The sequence below is a fragment of the Cryobacterium sp. TMT3-29-2 genome (genome assembly GCF_004564305.1).
GTDB classification, from domain to species: Bacteria; Actinomycetota; Actinomycetes; order Actinomycetales; family Microbacteriaceae; genus Cryobacterium; species Cryobacterium sinapicolor.
Window position 1 is genome coordinate 1 of sequence record NZ_SOGK01000040.1, and the last position, 16,753, is coordinate 16,753.

General features: G+C 67.0%; 20 protein-coding genes. 3 read left to right on the forward strand and 17 right to left on the reverse strand.

Annotation, left to right across the window (positions count from 1 at the left end):
* Positions 1 to 99 precede the first annotated feature (99 nt).
* The 5 genes from E3O67_RS05370 to E3O67_RS05390 form a co-directional block, all read right to left on the reverse strand.
* The gene (locus E3O67_RS05370) at positions 100 to 1,110 is read right to left on the reverse strand and encodes a hypothetical protein (RefSeq protein WP_135102189.1); all 1,011 of its coding nucleotides are present in this window, start codon (positions 1,108 to 1,110) and stop codon (positions 100 to 102) included.
* Positions 1,111 to 1,286: 176 nt separating this feature from the next.
* The gene (locus E3O67_RS05375) at positions 1,287 to 2,243 is read right to left on the reverse strand and encodes a YifB family Mg chelatase-like AAA ATPase (RefSeq protein ID WP_135102190.1); all 957 of its coding nucleotides are present in this window, start codon (positions 2,241 to 2,243) and stop codon (positions 1,287 to 1,289) included.
* A complete protein-coding gene (locus E3O67_RS05380) occupies positions 2,243 to 2,605 on the reverse strand; it encodes a YraN family protein (protein ID WP_370260162.1) in 363 nt (120 codons plus the stop codon). The genes E3O67_RS05375 and E3O67_RS05380 overlap by 1 nt, the downstream gene beginning before the upstream one ends.
* Before the next feature lie 543 nt (positions 2,606 to 3,148).
* Positions 3,149 to 3,853, reverse strand: a complete 705-nt coding sequence (locus tag E3O67_RS05385) for an SGNH/GDSL hydrolase family protein (RefSeq protein ID WP_135102191.1) — start codon at positions 3,851 to 3,853, stop codon at positions 3,149 to 3,151.
* Positions 3,854 to 3,911: 58 nt separating this feature from the next.
* Positions 3,912 to 5,066: a dipeptidase gene (locus tag E3O67_RS05390; protein WP_241981994.1), complete on the reverse strand. Its 1,155-nt coding sequence runs from the start codon at positions 5,064 to 5,066 to the stop codon at positions 3,912 to 3,914.
* 116 nt (positions 5,067 to 5,182) lie between these two features.
* Between E3O67_RS05390 and E3O67_RS05395 the strand changes: the two genes are divergently transcribed.
* Both E3O67_RS05395 and E3O67_RS05400 read left to right on the forward strand, forming a co-directional pair.
* Positions 5,183 to 5,995, forward strand: coding sequence for a metal-dependent hydrolase (locus E3O67_RS05395; RefSeq protein WP_135102192.1), 813 nt, complete (start codon positions 5,183 to 5,185; stop codon positions 5,993 to 5,995).
* A 57-nt stretch (positions 5,996 to 6,052) separates the two neighbouring features.
* A complete protein-coding gene (locus tag E3O67_RS05400; protein WP_134432017.1) occupies positions 6,053 to 6,499 on the forward strand; it encodes a nitroreductase family deazaflavin-dependent oxidoreductase in 447 nt (148 codons plus the stop codon).
* 60 nt (positions 6,500 to 6,559) lie between these two features.
* On the opposite strand, the gene E3O67_RS05405 is transcribed toward E3O67_RS05400, so the two are convergent.
* From E3O67_RS05405 to rpsP, 11 genes are all read right to left on the reverse strand, one after another.
* Positions 6,560 to 8,044: a glyceraldehyde-3-phosphate dehydrogenase gene (locus E3O67_RS05405; RefSeq protein ID WP_135102193.1), complete on the reverse strand. Its 1,485-nt coding sequence runs from the start codon at positions 8,042 to 8,044 to the stop codon at positions 6,560 to 6,562.
* A gap of 73 nt (positions 8,045 to 8,117) precedes the next feature.
* A complete protein-coding gene (locus E3O67_RS05410) occupies positions 8,118 to 8,441 on the reverse strand; it encodes a DUF2469 family protein (RefSeq protein ID WP_134432023.1) in 324 nt (107 codons plus the stop codon).
* Between the two features lie 12 nt (positions 8,442 to 8,453).
* A complete protein-coding gene (locus E3O67_RS05415; protein ID WP_338145403.1) occupies positions 8,454 to 9,089 on the reverse strand; it encodes a ribonuclease HII in 636 nt (211 codons plus the stop codon).
* Positions 9,090 to 9,098: 9 nt separating this feature from the next.
* Complete coding sequence (gene lepB / locus E3O67_RS05420) at positions 9,099 to 9,845, reverse strand: signal peptidase I (protein ID WP_135102194.1); 747 nt, start codon at positions 9,843 to 9,845, stop codon at positions 9,099 to 9,101.
* Positions 9,846 to 9,930: 85 nt separating this feature from the next.
* On the reverse strand, positions 9,931 to 10,275 hold the full coding sequence (gene rplS, locus E3O67_RS05425) for a 50S ribosomal protein L19 (protein ID WP_134368536.1): 345 nt from the start codon (positions 10,273 to 10,275) through the stop codon (positions 9,931 to 9,933).
* 195 nt (positions 10,276 to 10,470) lie between these two features.
* A complete protein-coding gene (locus E3O67_RS05430) occupies positions 10,471 to 11,037 on the reverse strand; it encodes an MFS transporter (RefSeq protein WP_134432032.1) in 567 nt (188 codons plus the stop codon).
* 36 nt (positions 11,038 to 11,073) lie between these two features.
* Positions 11,074 to 11,817 carry a tRNA (guanosine(37)-N1)-methyltransferase TrmD gene (gene trmD / locus E3O67_RS05435; RefSeq protein WP_134432035.1) on the reverse strand — a complete coding sequence of 248 codons (744 nt, stop codon included), beginning with the start codon at positions 11,815 to 11,817 and terminating at the stop codon, positions 11,074 to 11,076.
* 9 nt (positions 11,818 to 11,826) lie between these two features.
* On the reverse strand, positions 11,827 to 12,681 hold the full coding sequence (locus E3O67_RS05440) for a formate/nitrite transporter family protein (protein ID WP_135102195.1): 855 nt from the start codon (positions 12,679 to 12,681) through the stop codon (positions 11,827 to 11,829).
* Positions 12,682 to 12,769: 88 nt separating this feature from the next.
* Positions 12,770 to 13,441, reverse strand: a complete 672-nt coding sequence (gene rimM, locus E3O67_RS05445) for a ribosome maturation factor RimM (protein ID WP_134432041.1) — start codon at positions 13,439 to 13,441, stop codon at positions 12,770 to 12,772.
* Between the two features lie 22 nt (positions 13,442 to 13,463).
* Positions 13,464 to 13,700 (reverse strand): RNA-binding protein, encoded by a 237-nt coding sequence (locus E3O67_RS05450; RefSeq protein WP_134425461.1) that lies wholly within the window; start codon positions 13,698 to 13,700, stop codon positions 13,464 to 13,466.
* Between the two features lie 2 nt (positions 13,701 to 13,702).
* Positions 13,703 to 14,128, reverse strand: a complete 426-nt coding sequence (gene rpsP, locus E3O67_RS05455; RefSeq protein WP_134432044.1) for a 30S ribosomal protein S16 — start codon at positions 14,126 to 14,128, stop codon at positions 13,703 to 13,705.
* A gap of 297 nt (positions 14,129 to 14,425) precedes the next feature.
* Here rpsP and E3O67_RS05460 point away from each other — a divergent pair, with 297 nt between their 5' ends.
* The gene (locus E3O67_RS05460; RefSeq protein WP_134432047.1) at positions 14,426 to 15,568 is read left to right on the forward strand and encodes a glutamate--cysteine ligase; all 1,143 of its coding nucleotides are present in this window, start codon (positions 14,426 to 14,428) and stop codon (positions 15,566 to 15,568) included.
* 233 nt (positions 15,569 to 15,801) lie between these two features.
* On the opposite strand, the gene E3O67_RS05465 is transcribed toward E3O67_RS05460, so the two are convergent.
* Positions 15,802 to 16,605, reverse strand: a complete 804-nt coding sequence (locus tag E3O67_RS05465) for an LLM class F420-dependent oxidoreductase (RefSeq protein WP_135102196.1) — start codon at positions 16,603 to 16,605, stop codon at positions 15,802 to 15,804.
* Positions 16,606 to 16,753 lie beyond the last annotated feature (148 nt).

Genomic DNA, 16,753 nt, shown 5'->3' on the forward strand with positions numbered 1-16,753 from the left:
CTCGATCGGGCACGTCACGCCAGTGGACTTCGAGATGCAATACTCGTCACAGGCCGCAGAGATCCAACTCGCCGCTTAACCCGTGTCCACTCTCCGGGGTCAAGGCCACATGTTCTTGTCCTGCACCAGACGGAAGCCACGGTTGCTAGCAACCGGGTGCTCCCGGAAGCCAAGTACGTTGGCACCGCCAACTGCGACGGCGATCATGTAGCCCGCTTTCGCAAGCGAGTCTTGGACGATCAGCGAGTCTCCGTAGGAGCCGAGGACGTCTAGACCGTTGAAGGTCGACGGCGGGCGCGAACCAACCAGCGTAAGAGCAGTGAGGTACGCAGGCTCGTCCGCCGTCGCGATGAAGTCGAAGCTGGAACCAGTCGCTTCACGGAAGGTGCGAATGACTGCGCCCTCCTGCTTGTTGACAAGGATCACGATTCGCTCGCCCGCAGATTTCAGACCCCGACCGTGCTCGGTCAGCTTCGTTCGCAGGTCGTCAAGGTCACCAGAATCGACGATGGCGGCACCTGACACAAGGAAGTGCGTGTGACCGGCGACAAAGGCTGTTCCATCAGGTGCCATCGGCGGCTTGTCGTCAGCGGCACCGGCATAAAGCGAGTAGATCGTTTGGCCTGACTCATTCTCTGCGCGTGAACCGAACGAGCCACCAGTCGGCGTCGTGATTGCCGACATGATCGACTTGAAGATAAGGCGGTTGTCAGCCTCCTGCGCGGCAACCTGCACGGCCGTAACCTGCGCTGCACTGGCGTCGCGAAGGAACTTGTAGGTGAACCTGCCCGCCGTGTCGTACCACTCCAGGTAGTAACCGACGCGACCGTAGTTTGGAGAAACGCGACCCGAAACCGGCACGCCGAACTCCGATGCCAGTTCCAGGTCAATGCGGCCACCGTCGAGCGGCACAAGGTCGAACGAGTCGGTCGTGTTGAAAGTGAACAGTGCGGCGAATGCGCTGCGGCCCGCGTTCCACGCAGACATGGCAGCTTGGAATTCTTCCCAGATCGACTGAAGCGAAACGCCGTCAGCCGTTGTCGAGAGGATGTCGCTCCCGACGTTGAAGCCTCGATCGGCTCCGGTAATGTCACGGAACAAAATGTCCATGGCAACTCCTAACGGTCAGTGAATTGGATGGCGCGTGACCGCTGGTCGACGCTAAATTCTGCCTGACTTGTGGAGGAGAGCTAGAACGCTCAATCACCGCCACTCAACAAACTGCGGAACATCACTGATATTGCCGTTGTGACAATAGATATCACATTCAATACTTAGATGCACTTTTAATGCACATGGGTAATTTTCTGATTTGTCGACTCATCGAGGAAGAGCACCCCGTGCGAGGCGCGCGCGGCGGCACCGGGCCGGATCTGCCCGCTGCCGCCGCCGACCATGGCCGCAGCCGTGACTGTGTGGTGTGGGGCCTCGAGCGGCGGACGGGTGATCAGGGCGTGCCCGACGGCGCGGCCGCTGAGCGACCGCAGGGAACTGACCTCTAGGGAGGCCTCCGGGTCGAGGTCGGGTAGCAGACCCGGCAGCCGGGCCGCCAGCATGGTCTTGCCGGCGCCGGGCGGCCCCACCATGAACACGTGGTGCCCGCCGGCCGCCGCGATCTGCATCGCCAGGATCGCATCGTCATTGCCGATGATGTCGGCCAGGTCGGGTTCGGCCGCTTCTGCCGCGGCGTCACGGGGAACCAGGATGGGGTCGACCGGGATCGGGGCGAGCGTGGCGCCGTGCCAGATGGCGGCGTCCCTCAGGGAGGCGACGCCGATCACCCGCACGCCCGGCACGAGGGACGCTTCCTCCACATTGCCGGCCGGCACCATCACCGTACCGTGGCCGAGCCGGGAGGCCGCGATCACGGCCGGCAGCATGCCCGGCGTCGGCCGCAGCCGCCCGTCGAGGGCCAGCTCGCCGATGTGCACCACCCGGCCAACCGACCCTGCCGAGACCATCTGGTCGGCCCCGAGGCAGGCCAGCGCGATCGCGAGGTCGAAGCCCGATCCGTGCTTCGGCAGCGACGCCGGGGAGAGGTTGACGGTGAGTTTGTTGCGGGTGAGCGGGCAGCCGGAGTTCTTGGCCGCCGCGCGCACGCGCTCGGTCGCCTCCGACAGGGCCGCATCGGGCAGCCCGATCAGGATGATGCCCGGCAGCTGCCCGGAGATGTCCGCCTCCACCTCGACCAGCGCCCCGGTCAGCCCAACGAGGGCCACCGCATGCGTGCGGGCGAGCCCCATCAGAACACCCCCGTCAGGTGCTCGATCACGGGTTCGGTGCCGGGGCGGATGATCACGGCGATCGCATCGACGCGGATGCGCGCGGGCCGGGCATCCGCCTGCTCGCACCAGGCCGCCGCGAGACGACGCAGCCGGCCGAGTTTGGCGACCGTGATGGCCTCGAACGGATGCCCGAAGCGGGTTCCCGAGCGCGTCTTCACCTCGACGAAGACGATCTCTCCCCCGATCTCGGCGACCAGGTCGATCTCACCCTGACCGCAGCGCCAGTTGCGCTCCACCACCCGGTAGCCGGCGTCGGCGAGGAAGACCGCGGCGCACTCCTCGCCCTGCCTGCCCAGTTCGTCTTTGCGTGCCACGAGCACCTCCGCCCCCAGCGTGGCGGGCCGGCACGCCCGGCACTCGCTATGACGGAAGACTGTGCGGTCGGCGCCGCGTCGCCCTTTGGGGAGGACCAGCCCCCCGCCGAGCTCGGCAGTTCCGTCCCACGCGAACCGACGACGGTGCGGGGTGCGACGCAGCTCGCACCCCTCGAACTTTTCGGTTCAGCGCGAAGGAATGGCCCGACCCAGTCTTTCCGCGATCAGGGTCGCCGATTGGGGCGTCCGCGGCCCTTCAGCAGCCCTCGCACCAACGAATTCGACGGAGATTTTGCCGGAATCGACCCCGAATCGGCCGAAAAAGCGGTTCTGAACCAAAATCTCCGTCGAATTGGTTCGACGCCGGGCGCGGTGCCCCGCCTCGGCCGAACCGGCGTCCACGCGGTGCGGCAGGTTCGGCAGTCCGGGAGCGAGGCAGGTACGGCAGTCCGGGAGCGAGGCAGGTACGGCAGTCCGGGAGCGAGGCAGGTTCGGCAGTCCGGGAGCGAGGCAACCGATCGCGCGGGATGACCTCCGGGGGAAGAACGGCTACAGCCCCAGTTTGGCGAGCTCCGCATCCATTCGCCCGGCGAGGGACGCATAGCCGGCGTCGTTGGGGTGGAGGCCGTCGTCGGCCATCCACTCGGGGTGCCCGTCGAGCCAGTGCGAGGCCCCGGGAATGTAGTCGGCGTCTGCGGCGCGCGCGGCCGCCTGCACCCAGCCGATGATCTGGTCCACCGAGTCCGGACGCTCCTCGGTGTACCAGAACGGCTCCACGACGATGAGCCGAGCCTCGGGCAGGGCCACCCGGATCGTCTCGAAGTCGCTGATGATCGCCGCCTCGATCTCGTCGGCGCGGGACGGCATCGAGAAATTGTCGTTGAGCCCCATGGTGCTGATCACGATGTCGGGCCGGGCGGCGATGATCTGGTCGACCAGGTCGTCGCCCGCCCGCCGCTGGTTCACGAAGCCGAGGCCGTTGCGGCTCGGGTTGACCTCGGTCCAGCCGCGCTCGGCGGAGACGATGGTCGACCAGCGACTGTCCGTGGCCGTCGCGCCGGTGCCGCGCGTGTAGGAGTCGCCGTAGAAGGCGACCACGGTCTCACCCGGGGCGCGAGCCGCGGAGCCCGGGTCGGCCTCGCCCGGACCACGGCTCAGAACGCCGCCCAGGGCGAGAACGGTGCTGACCGCCGCCCCCGCGAGCAGCACGGCGGCGATCCAAAGGATGACGGCGGGACGTCGGGCGGGAGTCATGACACTGATTCGGAGCGGGTCGACGTCCGGGTTGGTCGCACGCGCGCGCCCGGCATGCTCAGCGCACCAACCGGGGCACCGAGGCACCGGATGCCGCGTGTCCGGCCGCCGCGAACGCGGCATCCGTCTCGCGCAGCACCCGCAGCACGTTGGCGCCGGCCAGGGCGGCGAGGTCGGCGGCCGGCCAGTCGCGCCGGGCCAGCTCACCCAGCAGCGCGGGGTAGCCGTCGACGCCCTCGAGGCCGGCGGGGAACTCGTCGGTGCCGTCGAAGTCGCCGCCGAGGCCGATGTGGTCCACCCCGGCAACGCGGCGGGCGTGCTCGACGTGGTCGGCGACATCCGTCAGCGTCACCACGGGGGCCGGTCCGGTTCGCTCACCCTCGAACCAAGCCGAGTAGTCCTCGGACAGGAACTGGGGCACGAAAGTGAGCATCAGCACCCCACCGTTGGCGGCCAGGCGCCGAAGCACGCCGTCGGGCACATTGCGCGGATGGTCGCTGAGGGCCCGGCAGGAACTGTGGCTGAAGATGACGGGCGAGTCGGAGGCGTCGAGCGCCGCATGCGCGGTGGCCGGGGAGACATGCGAGAGGTCGACCAGCATGCCCAGCCGGTTCAGTTCGCGCACGTAGTCGACGCCGCGGGCCGTGAGACCGCCGTGCTCGGGTGCGTCGGTGCCTGAATCGGCCCAGGACGTGTTGTGCGCGTGAGTGAGGGTGAGGTAGCGCACGCCGAGCCTGGCGAACATGCGCAGCACGGCCGGGGAGTCGTTGAGGCTGTGCCCGCCCTCGGCACCGAGCAGCGAGGCGATGCGCCCGGCCGCGCGGGCGGTCTCCACGTCGGCGGCGCTCCGCGCGATGCCGAAGTCGTCGGGGTAGCGCGCGGCGAGCCGGTAGACCCAATCGATCTGCTCGAGCGTGCCCTGCACGGCGTCGGCGCCGTGGTGGTCGTCGCTCACGTAGACCGACCAGAACTGCGCTCCGACCCGCCCGGCGCGGAGCCGCTTGATGTCGGTGTCGGTGACCAGACCGCCCTCGAGCCCCTCCACGGAGGAGTCCCGGCTCTGCCGGCACTCCCATGCCCAGTCGTTGTGACCGTCGATCAGTGGGACCAGGGTGAGCGCCTGCTCCATCACAACCGACGCCGCGACCGACGCTGCGAAGGATGCGACGGATGATGCGCCGGGCGCGGGCGCGGACGGAACAGGTGTGTTCATGCCACCACGCTAGTGCCGGCCGGCACGGGCGGGGAACGGAATCCACCTACAGTTGAATCGGCCCAGTCGAGGCTCGGCATGCCCCCGACGGCCTGAACCAGTTAGGACCCCCTCTCATGATGGGTGCACACCATGCCATGACCGGGGCCGCCGCCTGGATCGCCGTCACGGCGACCGCGGGGCACGGTCTCGGGCTCTTCCCCGTGACGCCCGTCGGCACGGTCGCCGGCTCCCTGCTCTGCGCCGGGGCGGCCCTCCTCGCCGACGCCGACCACACCTCGGCCACCGTCTCCCAGTCCGTCCCGTTCCTGGGCCGGCTGGTTACCACGGGGATCTCCCGGGCGTCCGGCGGGCACCGCCACGGCCTGCACAGCCTGCTCGGCCTCGCCTCGGCGTGGCTGCTCGCCAGCGTGATCGGGCTCGTGCTCTGGGAGCCGGTCTGGGCGACGGAGCCCGTGCGCGTCGGCCCGGCCCTGATGAGCGCCGCGGCGATCGCCTTCGCGGCCAAGGTACTGGGCCTCTCGAGGGGGTCGTGGGGGCTGGCGTGGGTGATCGGCTTCGCCGTGGCGGCCTTCATCGCGGTCTTCGCCCCCGAGCAGCAGTCGTGGTTCGTGGTCTGCTTCACGCTGGGCTATGGCGTGCACCTGCTGGGCGACCTGCTCACCACCGGCGGGCTTCCCCTGTTCTGGCCGTGGATCCCGAAACCGCCCAGATGGTGGCGCCGGGTGCCGGTGCTCGAGCAGATGTGGTCGTCGGGCGGCTACTGGTCCGTGCCGGTGCTGGGCAACGCCGGCTCGCTGCGCGAGTGGCTACTGCTCATCCCGGTCACCGCCTATGCGGGCTACGGCCTGCTGTTCGCACTGCTGGAGACGTGGGACGTCAACCTGGAGGCCGTGCTAGCGGACATCGCCGGGGCGCTGCCGCTGTAGCGGGGACGGCGACGGGGACATCCGTCACCCGCTTGCGGCACCTCGTAGGCTGGAGGCATGGAACTGCGTAATCGACTGACGGATCTGCAGATGAAGACGATGAGCGCGCTGCACCGTGCGGTGCTGACGGCCTCCGGCGGGCGCCTGCTGGCCTCGTTCGGGTCGATGCCGGCGGTAGAGCTGCACACGATCGGCCGCTCCAGCGGCAAGCGCCGCACGACCATGCTCACCGCTCCCGTGCACGGGCACCAGCGCTTCGTGCTGATCGCCTCGAAGGGCGGCGACGACCGCCACCCGCAGTGGTACCTCAACCTCGTGGCGAACCCCGACGTCGAGCTGACCGTGCACGGCACCACCCTGAAGTTGAGGGCGCGCACCGCCTCCCCCGCGGAGAAGGCCGAACTCTGGCCGCAGATCGTGGCGGCCTACCGCGGCTACGACGGCTACCAGCAGAAGACCGGCCGGGACATCCCGGTCGTGATCTGCGAACCCCGGCCGCGCTGACCCGGTCTCGGATCAACCCCGCTCGGCGCCTCAGACCTCGGCGCCTCGCACCTCGGCGGCTCAGACCTCGGCGGCTAAGACCAAGGCCGCTGGCTCGACCAGCACCTTCGGGAAGGCCGGCGGATGCACGCCCGCCATCTCCTCCAGCACCCGGATGACCTGGCAGCTGTAGCCGTATTCGTTGTCGTACCAGACGTACAGCACGGCCTTCGTGTCGGTGCAGATGGTGGCGAGGCCATCGACGATACCGGCCCGCTTGGAGCCGAGGAAGTCGCTGGAGACCACCTCGGGTGAGTCGATGTAGTCGATCTGCTTGTGCAGTTCGGAGTGCAACGACATGGTGCGCAGGTAGGTGTTGAGCTCGTCCTTGGTGGTGCCCTGCTCAAGGGTGAGGTTGAGGATCGCCATCGACACGTCGGGCGTGGGCACCCGGATGGCGTTGCCGGTCAGCTTGCCGGCCAGCTCGGGCAGCGCCTTGGCGACGGCCTTCGCCGCCCCGGTCTCGGTGAGCACCATGTTCAGGGCGGCGCTGCGCCCGCGGCGGTCGCCCGAGTGGAAGTTGTCGATCAGGTTCTGGTCGTTGGTGAACGAGTGCACCGTCTCCACGTGGCCGTCCCGGATGCCGAAGCGGTCGTTCACGGCCTTGAGCACGGGCGTGATCGCGTTGGTGGTGCAGGATGCCGCGGTGATGATGGTGTCGTCCGCGGTGATGGCGTCATGGTTGATGCCGTGCACGATGTTCTTCAGCGCGCCCTTGCCCGGTGCGGTGAGCAGCACCCGGGCGACACCCGGGCAGGCCAGGTGCTGGCTCAGTCCGTCGGCGTCGCGCCAGCGCCCCGTGTTGTCGACCACGACGGCGTTCTGGATGCCGTACCGGGTGTAGTCGACCGTGGCCGGGTCGTTCGAGTAGATGACCTGGATCAGCGTGCCGTTGGCGAGGATGGTGTTGTTCACCGGGTCGACGGTGATGGTGCCCTCGAAGGGACCGTGCACCGAGTCGCGGCGCAGCAGGCTCGCCCGCTTGACGATGTCGTTGTTGGAGCCGCGGCGCACCACGATGGCCCGCAGGCGGAGTCCCTGCCCCCCGCCGGCGTGGTCGATCAGGATGCGCGCCAGGAGACGGCCGATCCGGCCGAAACCGTAGAGCACGACATCCGTGCCGGCGCTGACGGCGTCACCCTGGCGGTCGACGACGTCCGCGAGCTCGGCGCGGACGAACTCCGCGAGGCCACGCCCGGAACCCTCCAGCTTGAAGGCCATGGCCAGCCGGCCGAGGTCGATGGACGCGGTCCCGAGCCGCAGCGTGCTGAGCACCTGCAGCAGCGGCAGGGTCTCCTCCGGGGGCAACTCCACGTCGTCGATGTGCCGGGCGAAGCGGTGCGCCTTGAGCAGGCCGATCACCGACTGGTTCACCAGGCCTCGGCCGTGCACGCTGGTGACGACGTGGTTCTCCCGGTACAACCGACCGATCAGGGGGATCATCGCTTCAGCGAGTGCTTCCCGGTTGATCCACGTGGCCCGAGCGCGATCAGATTCCTGAAGCAAAAGACATACCCTTCGTTCTCGACCGCATCGTTGCGCCGAGTGTGCAGGCCCTCCGGCCTGAGTATTCGTTGTGCTACTCGTCGAGGGCGAGTTCCTTCGGCAGTTCGAACTCCTTGGACGCGAGTTCCTCGACGTTGACGTCTTTGAAGGTCAGCACCCGCACCGACTTCACGAACCGGTCGGAACGGTAGACGTCCCAGACCCAGACATCCTTCATGGTCAACTCGAAGTAGAAGTCGTGCTCCGTGTCACGGCGCACCAAATCGACCTCGTTCGCGAGATAGAAGCGCCGTTCGGTCTCGACGACGTACTGAAACTGCCCCACAACGTCTCGGTACTCGCGGTACAGGGCCAACTCGACCTCGCGGTCGTAGTCCTCGAACTCATCTTCTTCCATGGTTATTCAATCCTACGCTGTGATCTTCAGCCAGGATTTGCGGTGCAGCAGGGCAGGGCCGAGCAGGGTGATTGCCGCCATATGGGCAGGGCTGCCGTAGCCCTTGTTGCCGGCCCACTCGTAGCCCGGCGTCGCGGCATCCGCCTCGATCATCAGCGCGTCGCGGTGCACCTTCGCAATCACGGATGCCGCGGCCACCGACGCGCAGTCCTGGTCGGCCCGCACGCGGGTCACCACGTTGAGCGGGGTGCTCAACGCCCGGTTCAGCCAGTCGTCGTTGCCGTCCAGCAGCACCACGGCACCGGTGATGTCGACCCCGGCGGCGAACAGTTGCGCCAGTGCCCGCTTGCCGGCCAGGCCGAGCGCGGCGATTATGCCCAACCGGTCGACTTCCAACGGCGATGCGAGCCCGACCGCGGAGTGCGACGCCCAGGCCGCCGCCAGCGGCGCGAGGAGCCGGCGCCGCGGCTCACTGAGCATCTTGGAGTCCCGCAATCCGGCAGGGAAGGCCAGGGCGGAGGAGTTGACGACGGCCACACCAACGCCGACCGGCCCGGCGAGGGCACCTCGGCCCACTTCGTCGACCCCGATCACGCACGTGGCCCCACCGGCCAGCAGCGCCCGTTCGACGTCGAGGGTCGGGTCCACGACCGCCACCTACCTCGTCTCCGCGGGAATACCCTGGAAGACCTCCGAGTAGTCGTCGAGCCACGACCACCGCGCGGTCGGCCAGCTGATCACGAGTGCGCGCCCGACGACGTTGTCGATGGGAACGAACCCCTTGCCGGGGGTCTCGGTGTTGTAGCGGGAGTCCTTGGAGTTGTAGCGGTTGTCGCCCATCACCCAGAGCGACCCGTCCGGAACGACGACGTCGAAGTCGTCCTGCGAGACGTTCGTCTCCCCGGCCGGCAGCGACACGAAGGGTTCGGAGAGCGGCACGTCGTTGACGCTCATCTGTCCGAGCGGGTTGCAGCAAGTGACGTGGTCGCCGGGCAGCCCGATGACGCGCTTGATGAGGTGGTCGTTGCTGTCCGGCGCCGACAGACCCACCGCGGCCATCACCCAGTCCACGGTGGCGATGACGGGGTTCCGCTCGAGGGCCTCCTGCGGCAGCAACCAGCCGCCCGGATCCCGGAAGACGACGACGTCGCCGCGCTCAATCGGGATCAACTTCGGTTCCAGCTGGTTCACGATGATGCGGTCGTTGACCAGGAGCGTGGTTTCCATCGACCCGGAGGGAATGTAGAACGAGCGAACCAGGAACGTCTTGATCAAGAACGAAATGAGCAGTGCCACCACGAAGATGACCAGAAGGTCACGAATAAAGAGTGCAACGCCGCGCTTCTTGCGCTTCGTTTCTGTTCCCAGGCGATTGGATCGCGTGGGCAGAGAATTGTCTGTCATTAAACCGCCTGAGCTCCTGACCCAGTGTACGGGTGAGGAGCTCAGGGGGAATCCAGCTAAAGCTGAGAGTCGACTGCGACGGGTATCAGTCGCGCTTCTCTTTGATCTTGGCCTTCTTGCCACGCAGGTTGCGCAGGTAGTACAGCTTCGCGCGACGCACGTCACCACGGGTGATGACCTCGATGTGGTCGATCACCGGGGAGTGCACCGGGAAGGTACGCTCGACGCCGACCTGGAAGCTGACCTTGCGAACACAGAACGTTTCGCGCACGCCTTCGCCGGAGCGTCCGATGACGACTCCCTGGAAGACCTGAACACGAGAGCGAGCGCCCTCAACGATGTTGACGTGGACCTTGACGGTGTCGCCGGCGCGGAACGCCGGGATGTCCTTGCGGAGGGATGGGGCATCCACCTGGTCGAGAATATGCATATTGTTCGCTCTCTGTATCCGCCACAGGACGACTACGGCTTATGCGATGCGTCACGCCGGGCGCGCGAATCAGCAAATGAATGAGTGTGATGCGTGCCGATACGTTGCAGCTCCCCTGTGGCAGAGGCTTGCCACGGCACAAACGATGATTATGTCACGAAACGCATCGTTCCCGCAAAAGCCGGGCCTAGCGGGTCAGGTCCCCGGCGACGTTCCGGAGTTGTTCCCGCCGGGAGGGTCCTCGTGCGGCTGGAGCAGCTGCTCGGGGACGATGATGACGCTCGGATCCCGCGTGGGGATGAATCCGTCGGTCGGCGGGAGGGTGGGCGGCATGGTCGGCGGGACCATAGGGCCCCGCGCGGTCTCCTCGACCAGGAGCATCATGGCCCGCATACTGCGGCGGGCCGCATCGACAAGCTCCCAGATCGCGAACCAGAACGCGCCGAGCCCGACCAGGATTACCAGTGCGGCGAGCCCCGGTGCGACGCCGTAGGTGAAGCCCATGGCCACGATCAATCCATGCCAGAGCGTGAGGACGCCCACGTCCGCCCACGACACCGTGCGGGTGCTGCGCACCTCGGAACGGGCGAAGAAGATCAGGCTCACGGCGAGGAGGCTCACCCCGACCACGAGGCCGGTGAAGAAGCTGCCGACCACGTCCCAGCCGCCGCTTCCGTAGACGGAGGCGCCGACCAGGAGCCAGGCCGGCAGCACGAGCACGGCGATGAACTGCCAGTAGTAGAAGACCCTGCGTACGAACACGAGATCAGACTACCCGGACGGCCCGCGCGGGCGAGCTCAGTTCGCTGGCGGCAGAAGGTCGGGGCGCACCCGGGCCGTTCGCTCGAGCTGTTGCTCGCGTCGCCAGGCGGCGATGGCGCCGTGGTTGCCGCTCAGCAACACCGGCGGAACGTCACGGCCGCGCCAGGCTGCGGGCTTCGTATAGCTCGGGTATTCGAGGAGGCCGTCCTCGTGGGACTCCTCGACGAGGCTTTCCGGGTTGCCGACGACCCCGGGGATCAGGCGGCCGACGGCCTCGATCATGGCCATCACGGCCACCTCTCCCCCATTGAGCACGTAGTCGCCCAGACTGACCAGGCGCACCCGGCCCGCCTCGGCGAAGTGGTCGAAGACCCGCTGGTCGATTCCCTCGTAGCGACCGCAGCCGAAGATGAGGTTGGGCTCTTCGGCCAGCTTTCGGGCCATGGCCTGCGTGAACAGCTCACCGGCCGGTGATGGGAAGATCAGGAGCGGACCGGCATCCGTCGCCGTGGGCAGATCGGGCGCATCCGTCAGATCGGCGACCGGGTACACATGGGTGAGGATGTCGTCGATAGCATCACCCCAGGGCTCCGGCTTCATCACCATGCCGGCGCCGCCGCCGTAGGGCGTGTCGTCGACGGAGTGGTGCCGGTCGTGGGTGTGGTCGCGCAGATTGTGCACCCGGAGGTCGATCAGCCCCGATTGCCGGGCCTTGCCGACCAGGGAGACGTCGAGGACGGAGAAGAACTCCGGAAAGATCGTGATGATGTCGATACGCACGGGAGAAGTCTACGATCGATCGAGCACGGACTCGGCAGGCACGGAAACCGGTGCTGCGAGGGGTTCCTTGACCCGGTTCACGCGCGTTCGGTGCGAGAAATAGACCGGCAATGCGGTGAACAGGATGGCGCCCAGGAAGTTGCCGACGAGCACCGGTGCCTGGTTCCAGACCCACCACTCGCCGATCGTGACGTCCGCACCGACCATGATGCCGGCCGGAATGGCGAACATGTTGACGACCGCGTGTTCGAGTCCGAGGCTGAAGAAGATGGTCACCGGAAGCCACATCGCAACGATCTTGCCACCCGTTGACTTCGACGTGTAGAACATGATGGTGCCGATAGCCACCATCCAATTGCACAGCATGGCTTTGATCACCACGACGAGGATGCCGCCGGCGCCGACCGCCTCATAGGGCAGCACCTTGTGCTCGGCCAGATTGATCAGTGCCTGGACCATCGGGTCGGACATGTCCGTGCCGAGGTAGGTGATAGACGTGGTGTAGAGGACGGCGTAGAGAACGGCTCCCACGAGGTGGGCGAGGATCACCACGAAGAAGTTCCGCAGCCCCCGAGCGAGGGTCGCGCGCCCCTCCATGATTGCGAGCGGGATAAGGGCGAAGCTACCGGTGACCAGTTCGAGATCGAGCAGGAGGATCACCGCGAAGCCGACGGGGAAGAGCACGGCCCCGACGATCGGCAGGCCGGTCTGGGCTGCGGCGGTTAATGCGACTGTCGTGGCCGCTCCGAGGATGGCCCCGGCGAGCACACCCCGCACGGCCATTTGACCTAATGTCAGTCTCGTTTTACGGAGACCGGATTGAATAATGTCATCGATGAGTTGGTTCGGTTTGACGTACGACATGCGACGGTACTCCTTGAAAAGGGTCTGCCGCGTCGTGACGAGGTGGGGAGCCGGTCGGGCGCGGCGCGCCTCTCCCCAGAGGGGTGCTTCAGCTCTGGCCGGGGACTCCGTCGACTTCGGCCTGGGATTCTGATTCGGTCTCGGGGGCAGCCGTGGCTGCGGTGTTGTTGCCAGCGGCGTCGGCGTCGTCGTCGTCCGGTTCCTCCGGGAGCTCTTCGAGCAGGCCGGGAGGCGGGGTGATGGTCACGATGCCGGACTTGATGTCGACCGACGGCACGATCGCCTTCACGAACGGGATCATGACCTCGCCGGCAGGGGTCTTCACGATCAAGAGGTCCTGCGCGGGGAGATGCTCCAGCCGCGCGATGGTACCGATCTTCACTTCGTCGCGTACGACAGCGAGGCCGATCAATTGGTGATCGTACCAGGCGTCTTCTTCGCCGGACTGCTCCGCGTCGTCCTGATCGATCCAGAGGATCGCCTTGGCGAGGGCTTCGGCGGCTTCGCGGTCGGGGACATCCTTGAAAAAGCCCACCGCGTGCTGGTTGTACCAGCGGAGCTCGACGAGCTCGATTTTCTTGCCGTGCCAGGGCGAACCCGTGGGCACCTGCAGGGTGAACACGGCACCCGGGACGAAACGACGTCCCGGGTCATCCGTGAACAATTCCAGCTTGATCGCTCCCTTGAGGCCGTGCGCCTTGGTGAGGCGCCCCACCCGCAATTGCCTGCGCGGAGTCGTGCTGTCGTTCACCGAACTCATATCCAACTACTCATTCACCAGTTCAGAAATCGGTGTCGACGACGTCAACGCGCACGCGCCGGCCATCGGCCAGCGCGGCCACGAGGGTGCGCAGCGCCTTGGCGGTGCGCCCGGATCGACCGATCACGCGGCCGAGGTCCTCGGGGTTCACACGAACCTCGAGCACCTCGCCTCGAGGGGACGTCTGGGCGACAACATGCACATCGTCCGGGTGATCGACGATCCCCTTGACGAGGTGCTCGAGCGCGGGAGCGAGCAAAATTACGCCTTGTCCTCTTCGGTTGCCTCTGCGGCAGCCTCAGTCTCCTTGGGCGCCTCTTCCTTCGCCACAGGCTTGTCAGCCTTCGGCTTCAGAACCGGCTTCTTCTTCTCGTCAGCGACGAAAGGAACCTTCGGCTCCTTGAACTTCACGGTGCTGACGGCGTTCTTGTCGCCCTTGAAGGTGCCCCAGTCGCCGGTCAGCTTGAGGAGAGCCTCAACCTGCTCGGTCGGCTGTGCGCCAACGCCCAGCCAGTACAGCGCACGCTCGGACTTGACCTCGATGACGGAGGGCTCCTGCGTGGGGTGGTAGATGCCGATCTCTTCGATGACACGACCATCGCGCTTGGTGCGCGCGTCGGCAACGACGATGCGGTAGTACGGTGCACGGATCTTGCCCATGCGCTTCAAACGAATTTTGACAGCCACAATTCTCCTGTGTATTTGATTTTTGGCGAACTGAGGGCCGTGAGCGTGGGGGCACACTCGGCACAAGCTCAATAAGGTTTTTTCCTGCGCCTGAGTAGAGGGTCGGACGCAAGAGAACTCGACTAATCATTCTGCCAGACATCGACGGCTTTGTGATAATCGTCCGCTGGGGCGGAAGTCGGAGCGGGGCCTGGAACGGGGCCTGTGGCGCCGGCTGTGGCGCCGGCTCGCCAATCGGTGTCAGGATTGGCACACAACCAGACCCGCACGGGTGCACCAGGATCGGAAGGACCGCGCATGGGGATCGAATTTGCCCGGTCGGAGCGGTCAACCATCGGCATCGAGTGGGAACTCGCCCTTGTCGACCGCGACACCGGCGACCTGGTCTGCCTGGCCGAAGAAGTCCTGACCGCTCTGGCCGCGCCCGACGGCACGCCACATCCGAGCATTACCGGGGAATTGCTCCTGAACACGGTGGAACTCGTATCGGGGGTGCACCGAACGGTTGCGGGCGCCGTCGCGGATGTGGCCGCCCAGGTGGCCGAGGTGCGGACGATCACGGATCCGAGGGGCGTCGAACTCATCTGCAGTGGTTCGCATCCGTTCAGCCAGTGGTTCGACCAAGAGGTCACGGACAACGCCCGCTACCACCGGTTGATCGACCGCACCCAGTGGTGGGGCCGCAACATGATGATCTGGGGCATCCACGTGCACATCGGGATTGAGGACAAGGCCAAGGTCATCCCCATCCTGAACGGCCTGCTCGGCTACCTGCCGCACCTGCAGGCCCTGTCCGCGTCAAGCCCGTTCTGGGCCGGCGTGAACACCGGCTACGCCTCCAACCGGGCCCTCATGTTCCAGCAGCTGCCCACCGCCGGCCTGCCGTGGATCCTGGAGGATTGGGAGGCCTGGGAGCGTTACGTGGCCGATATGACCGCCACCGGGGTGATCGAGGATGTGACCGAGGTGCGCTGGGACATCCGCCCGTCGCCGCGGTGGGGGACGATCGAGGTGCGCGCCTGCGACGGCGTGTCCACGACGGAGGAACTCGGGGCCATCGCCGCGTTCATCCAGTGCCTGGTCGACTGGATGTCCACCCGGCTCGACGCCGGCGAGGCAGTGGAGTCGATGCAGCCGTGGTTCGTTCGCGAGAACAAATGGCGGGCGGCCCGTTACGGCCTGGATGCCGAGATCATCACGAATGCCGCGGGTGCCGAGAGCCTGGTGACCGATGATGTGTTCCGGCTGATCGGCATCCTCTCCCCCGTCGCCGAGCGGCTGGGCTGCGTGGACGAATTGCGGAGCCTCAACCGGATCATCACCGAGGGTGCGAGCTACCAGCGACAGCTGCGCGTCGCCGAGGCACACGGGGGCAGCCTGCCGGCCGTCGTGAAGTCACTGTCCCGGGAACTGCGCACGGGCCTCCCCGCCACCCCCTGACCCGCCTGCACATTTCGGTAACCCGTGGCAGGTCAGCTGCGCCAGTGCGCGCACAGGCAGCGGGGCCTTGACTCCGTCGATCCGGTCGGCTCCCGTACGTCGGAAGGCCGTGAACGGCGTGCACGGCGGCAACTGTTCCCCTTCCGGACAACTGTTGCCGGCACACCAGCATCAGTTGTCCGAAACGGGAACAGTCCTCGGTGGCGGGATACCGAACGGGCACGGAGGGCCGTCTAGAGCGCATTCTTGCTGTCGCGCCAGGCGAGCCAGTCGGCGAGCGGAGCCAGGTCGTAGAGCGGCCCGGAGAGGCCGAGGGTGAACAGGCGCGCGCCGAGATCGTAGAGCTCGTCGGCCTCCGTCACGGTGCGGCCGCGCAGCTCGGTGGAGATCTCGATCTCCGACAGGTCCCGGCCCACCGTGTCGCACCAGGTGGAGAGCACCCCGAGCTTGTGCTCGAGCACAGCGGGGGTGGAAAAGGAGTGCCAGATGTCCGCGTGCTTCGCCACGATCCGGAGGGTCTTCTTCTCGCCGCCGCCGCCGATCAGCACCGGGATGTCGCGCAGAGGCGGCGGGTTCAGCTTCGCCCAGCGCGCTTCGACGCGCGGGAGGTCGGCTTCGAGCGCGTCGAGGCGGGTTCCCACGGTGCCGAACTCATAGTCGTACTCGTCGTAGTCGCGCTCGAACCAGCCGGAGCCGGTGCCGAAGATGAAGCGGCCGCCGCTGATGTGGTCGATGGTGCGCGCCATGTCGGCCTGCAGGTCGGCGTTGCGGTAGCTGTTGCAGTTGACCAGCGCACCCAGCTCGATGGTGGAGGTCTGCTCCGCCCAGGCCGCGAGGAGCGTCCAGGACTCGAAGTGCAGGCCGTTCTCCTCGCCGGAGAGCGGGAAGAAGTGGTCCCAGTTGAACGCGATGTCCGTGCCCAGCGCCTCGACCTCGCCCAGGGTGTCCCTGATCTTCGGGTAGAGGGCGTGCTGCGGGGCGATCTGCGCACCGATGCGCACCCGGCCGGGCGTGGCGGAGGGTGTGGCGGAGGTCATGCGCTCATCCTAAACCGGCGCCCGGGGGCATCCGCGGCACGACGCCGGCCGTTTGGGCCGTTTGGGCCGGCCGCGCAGGCCCCGCAGGCCGCGCAGGCCCCGCAGGCCCCGCAGGCCGGAAAGGCCCCGCAGGCCCCGCAGGCCGGAA

Bases quoted from the DNA above. Each gene is read 5' to 3' on its own strand.
- E3O67_RS05465 (WP_135102196.1), bottom strand. From the start codon at position 16,605: ATGACCTCCGCCACACCCTCCGCCACGCCCGGCCGGGTGCGCATCGGT.
- rimM (WP_134432041.1), bottom strand. From the start codon at position 13,441: ATGAGTTCGGTGAACGACAGCACGACTCCGCGCAGGCAATTGCGGGTG.
- E3O67_RS05460 (WP_134432047.1), top strand. From the start codon at position 14,426: ATGGGGATCGAATTTGCCCGGTCGGAGCGGTCAACCATCGGCATCGAG.
- E3O67_RS05395 (WP_135102192.1), top strand. From the start codon at position 5,183: ATGATGGGTGCACACCATGCCATGACCGGGGCCGCCGCCTGGATCGCC.
- E3O67_RS05370 (WP_135102189.1), bottom strand. From the start codon at position 1,110: ATGGACATTTTGTTCCGTGACATTACCGGAGCCGATCGAGGCTTCAAC.
- E3O67_RS05390 (WP_241981994.1), bottom strand. From the start codon at position 5,066: ATGAACACACCTGTTCCGTCCGCGCCCGCGCCCGGCGCATCATCCGTC.
- lepB (WP_135102194.1), bottom strand. From the start codon at position 9,845: ATGACAGACAATTCTCTGCCCACGCGATCCAATCGCCTGGGAACAGAA.
- rplS (WP_134368536.1), bottom strand. From the start codon at position 10,275: ATGCATATTCTCGACCAGGTGGATGCCCCATCCCTCCGCAAGGACATC.
- E3O67_RS05440 (WP_135102195.1), bottom strand. From the start codon at position 12,681: ATGTCGTACGTCAAACCGAACCAACTCATCGATGACATTATTCAATCC.
- E3O67_RS05385 (WP_135102191.1), bottom strand. From the start codon at position 3,853: ATGACTCCCGCCCGACGTCCCGCCGTCATCCTTTGGATCGCCGCCGTG.
- E3O67_RS05410 (WP_134432023.1), bottom strand. From the start codon at position 8,441: ATGGAAGAAGATGAGTTCGAGGACTACGACCGCGAGGTCGAGTTGGCC.
- E3O67_RS05375 (WP_135102190.1), bottom strand. From the start codon at position 2,243: ATGGGGCTCGCCCGCACGCATGCGGTGGCCCTCGTTGGGCTGACCGGG.
- E3O67_RS05400 (WP_134432017.1), top strand. From the start codon at position 6,053: ATGGAACTGCGTAATCGACTGACGGATCTGCAGATGAAGACGATGAGC.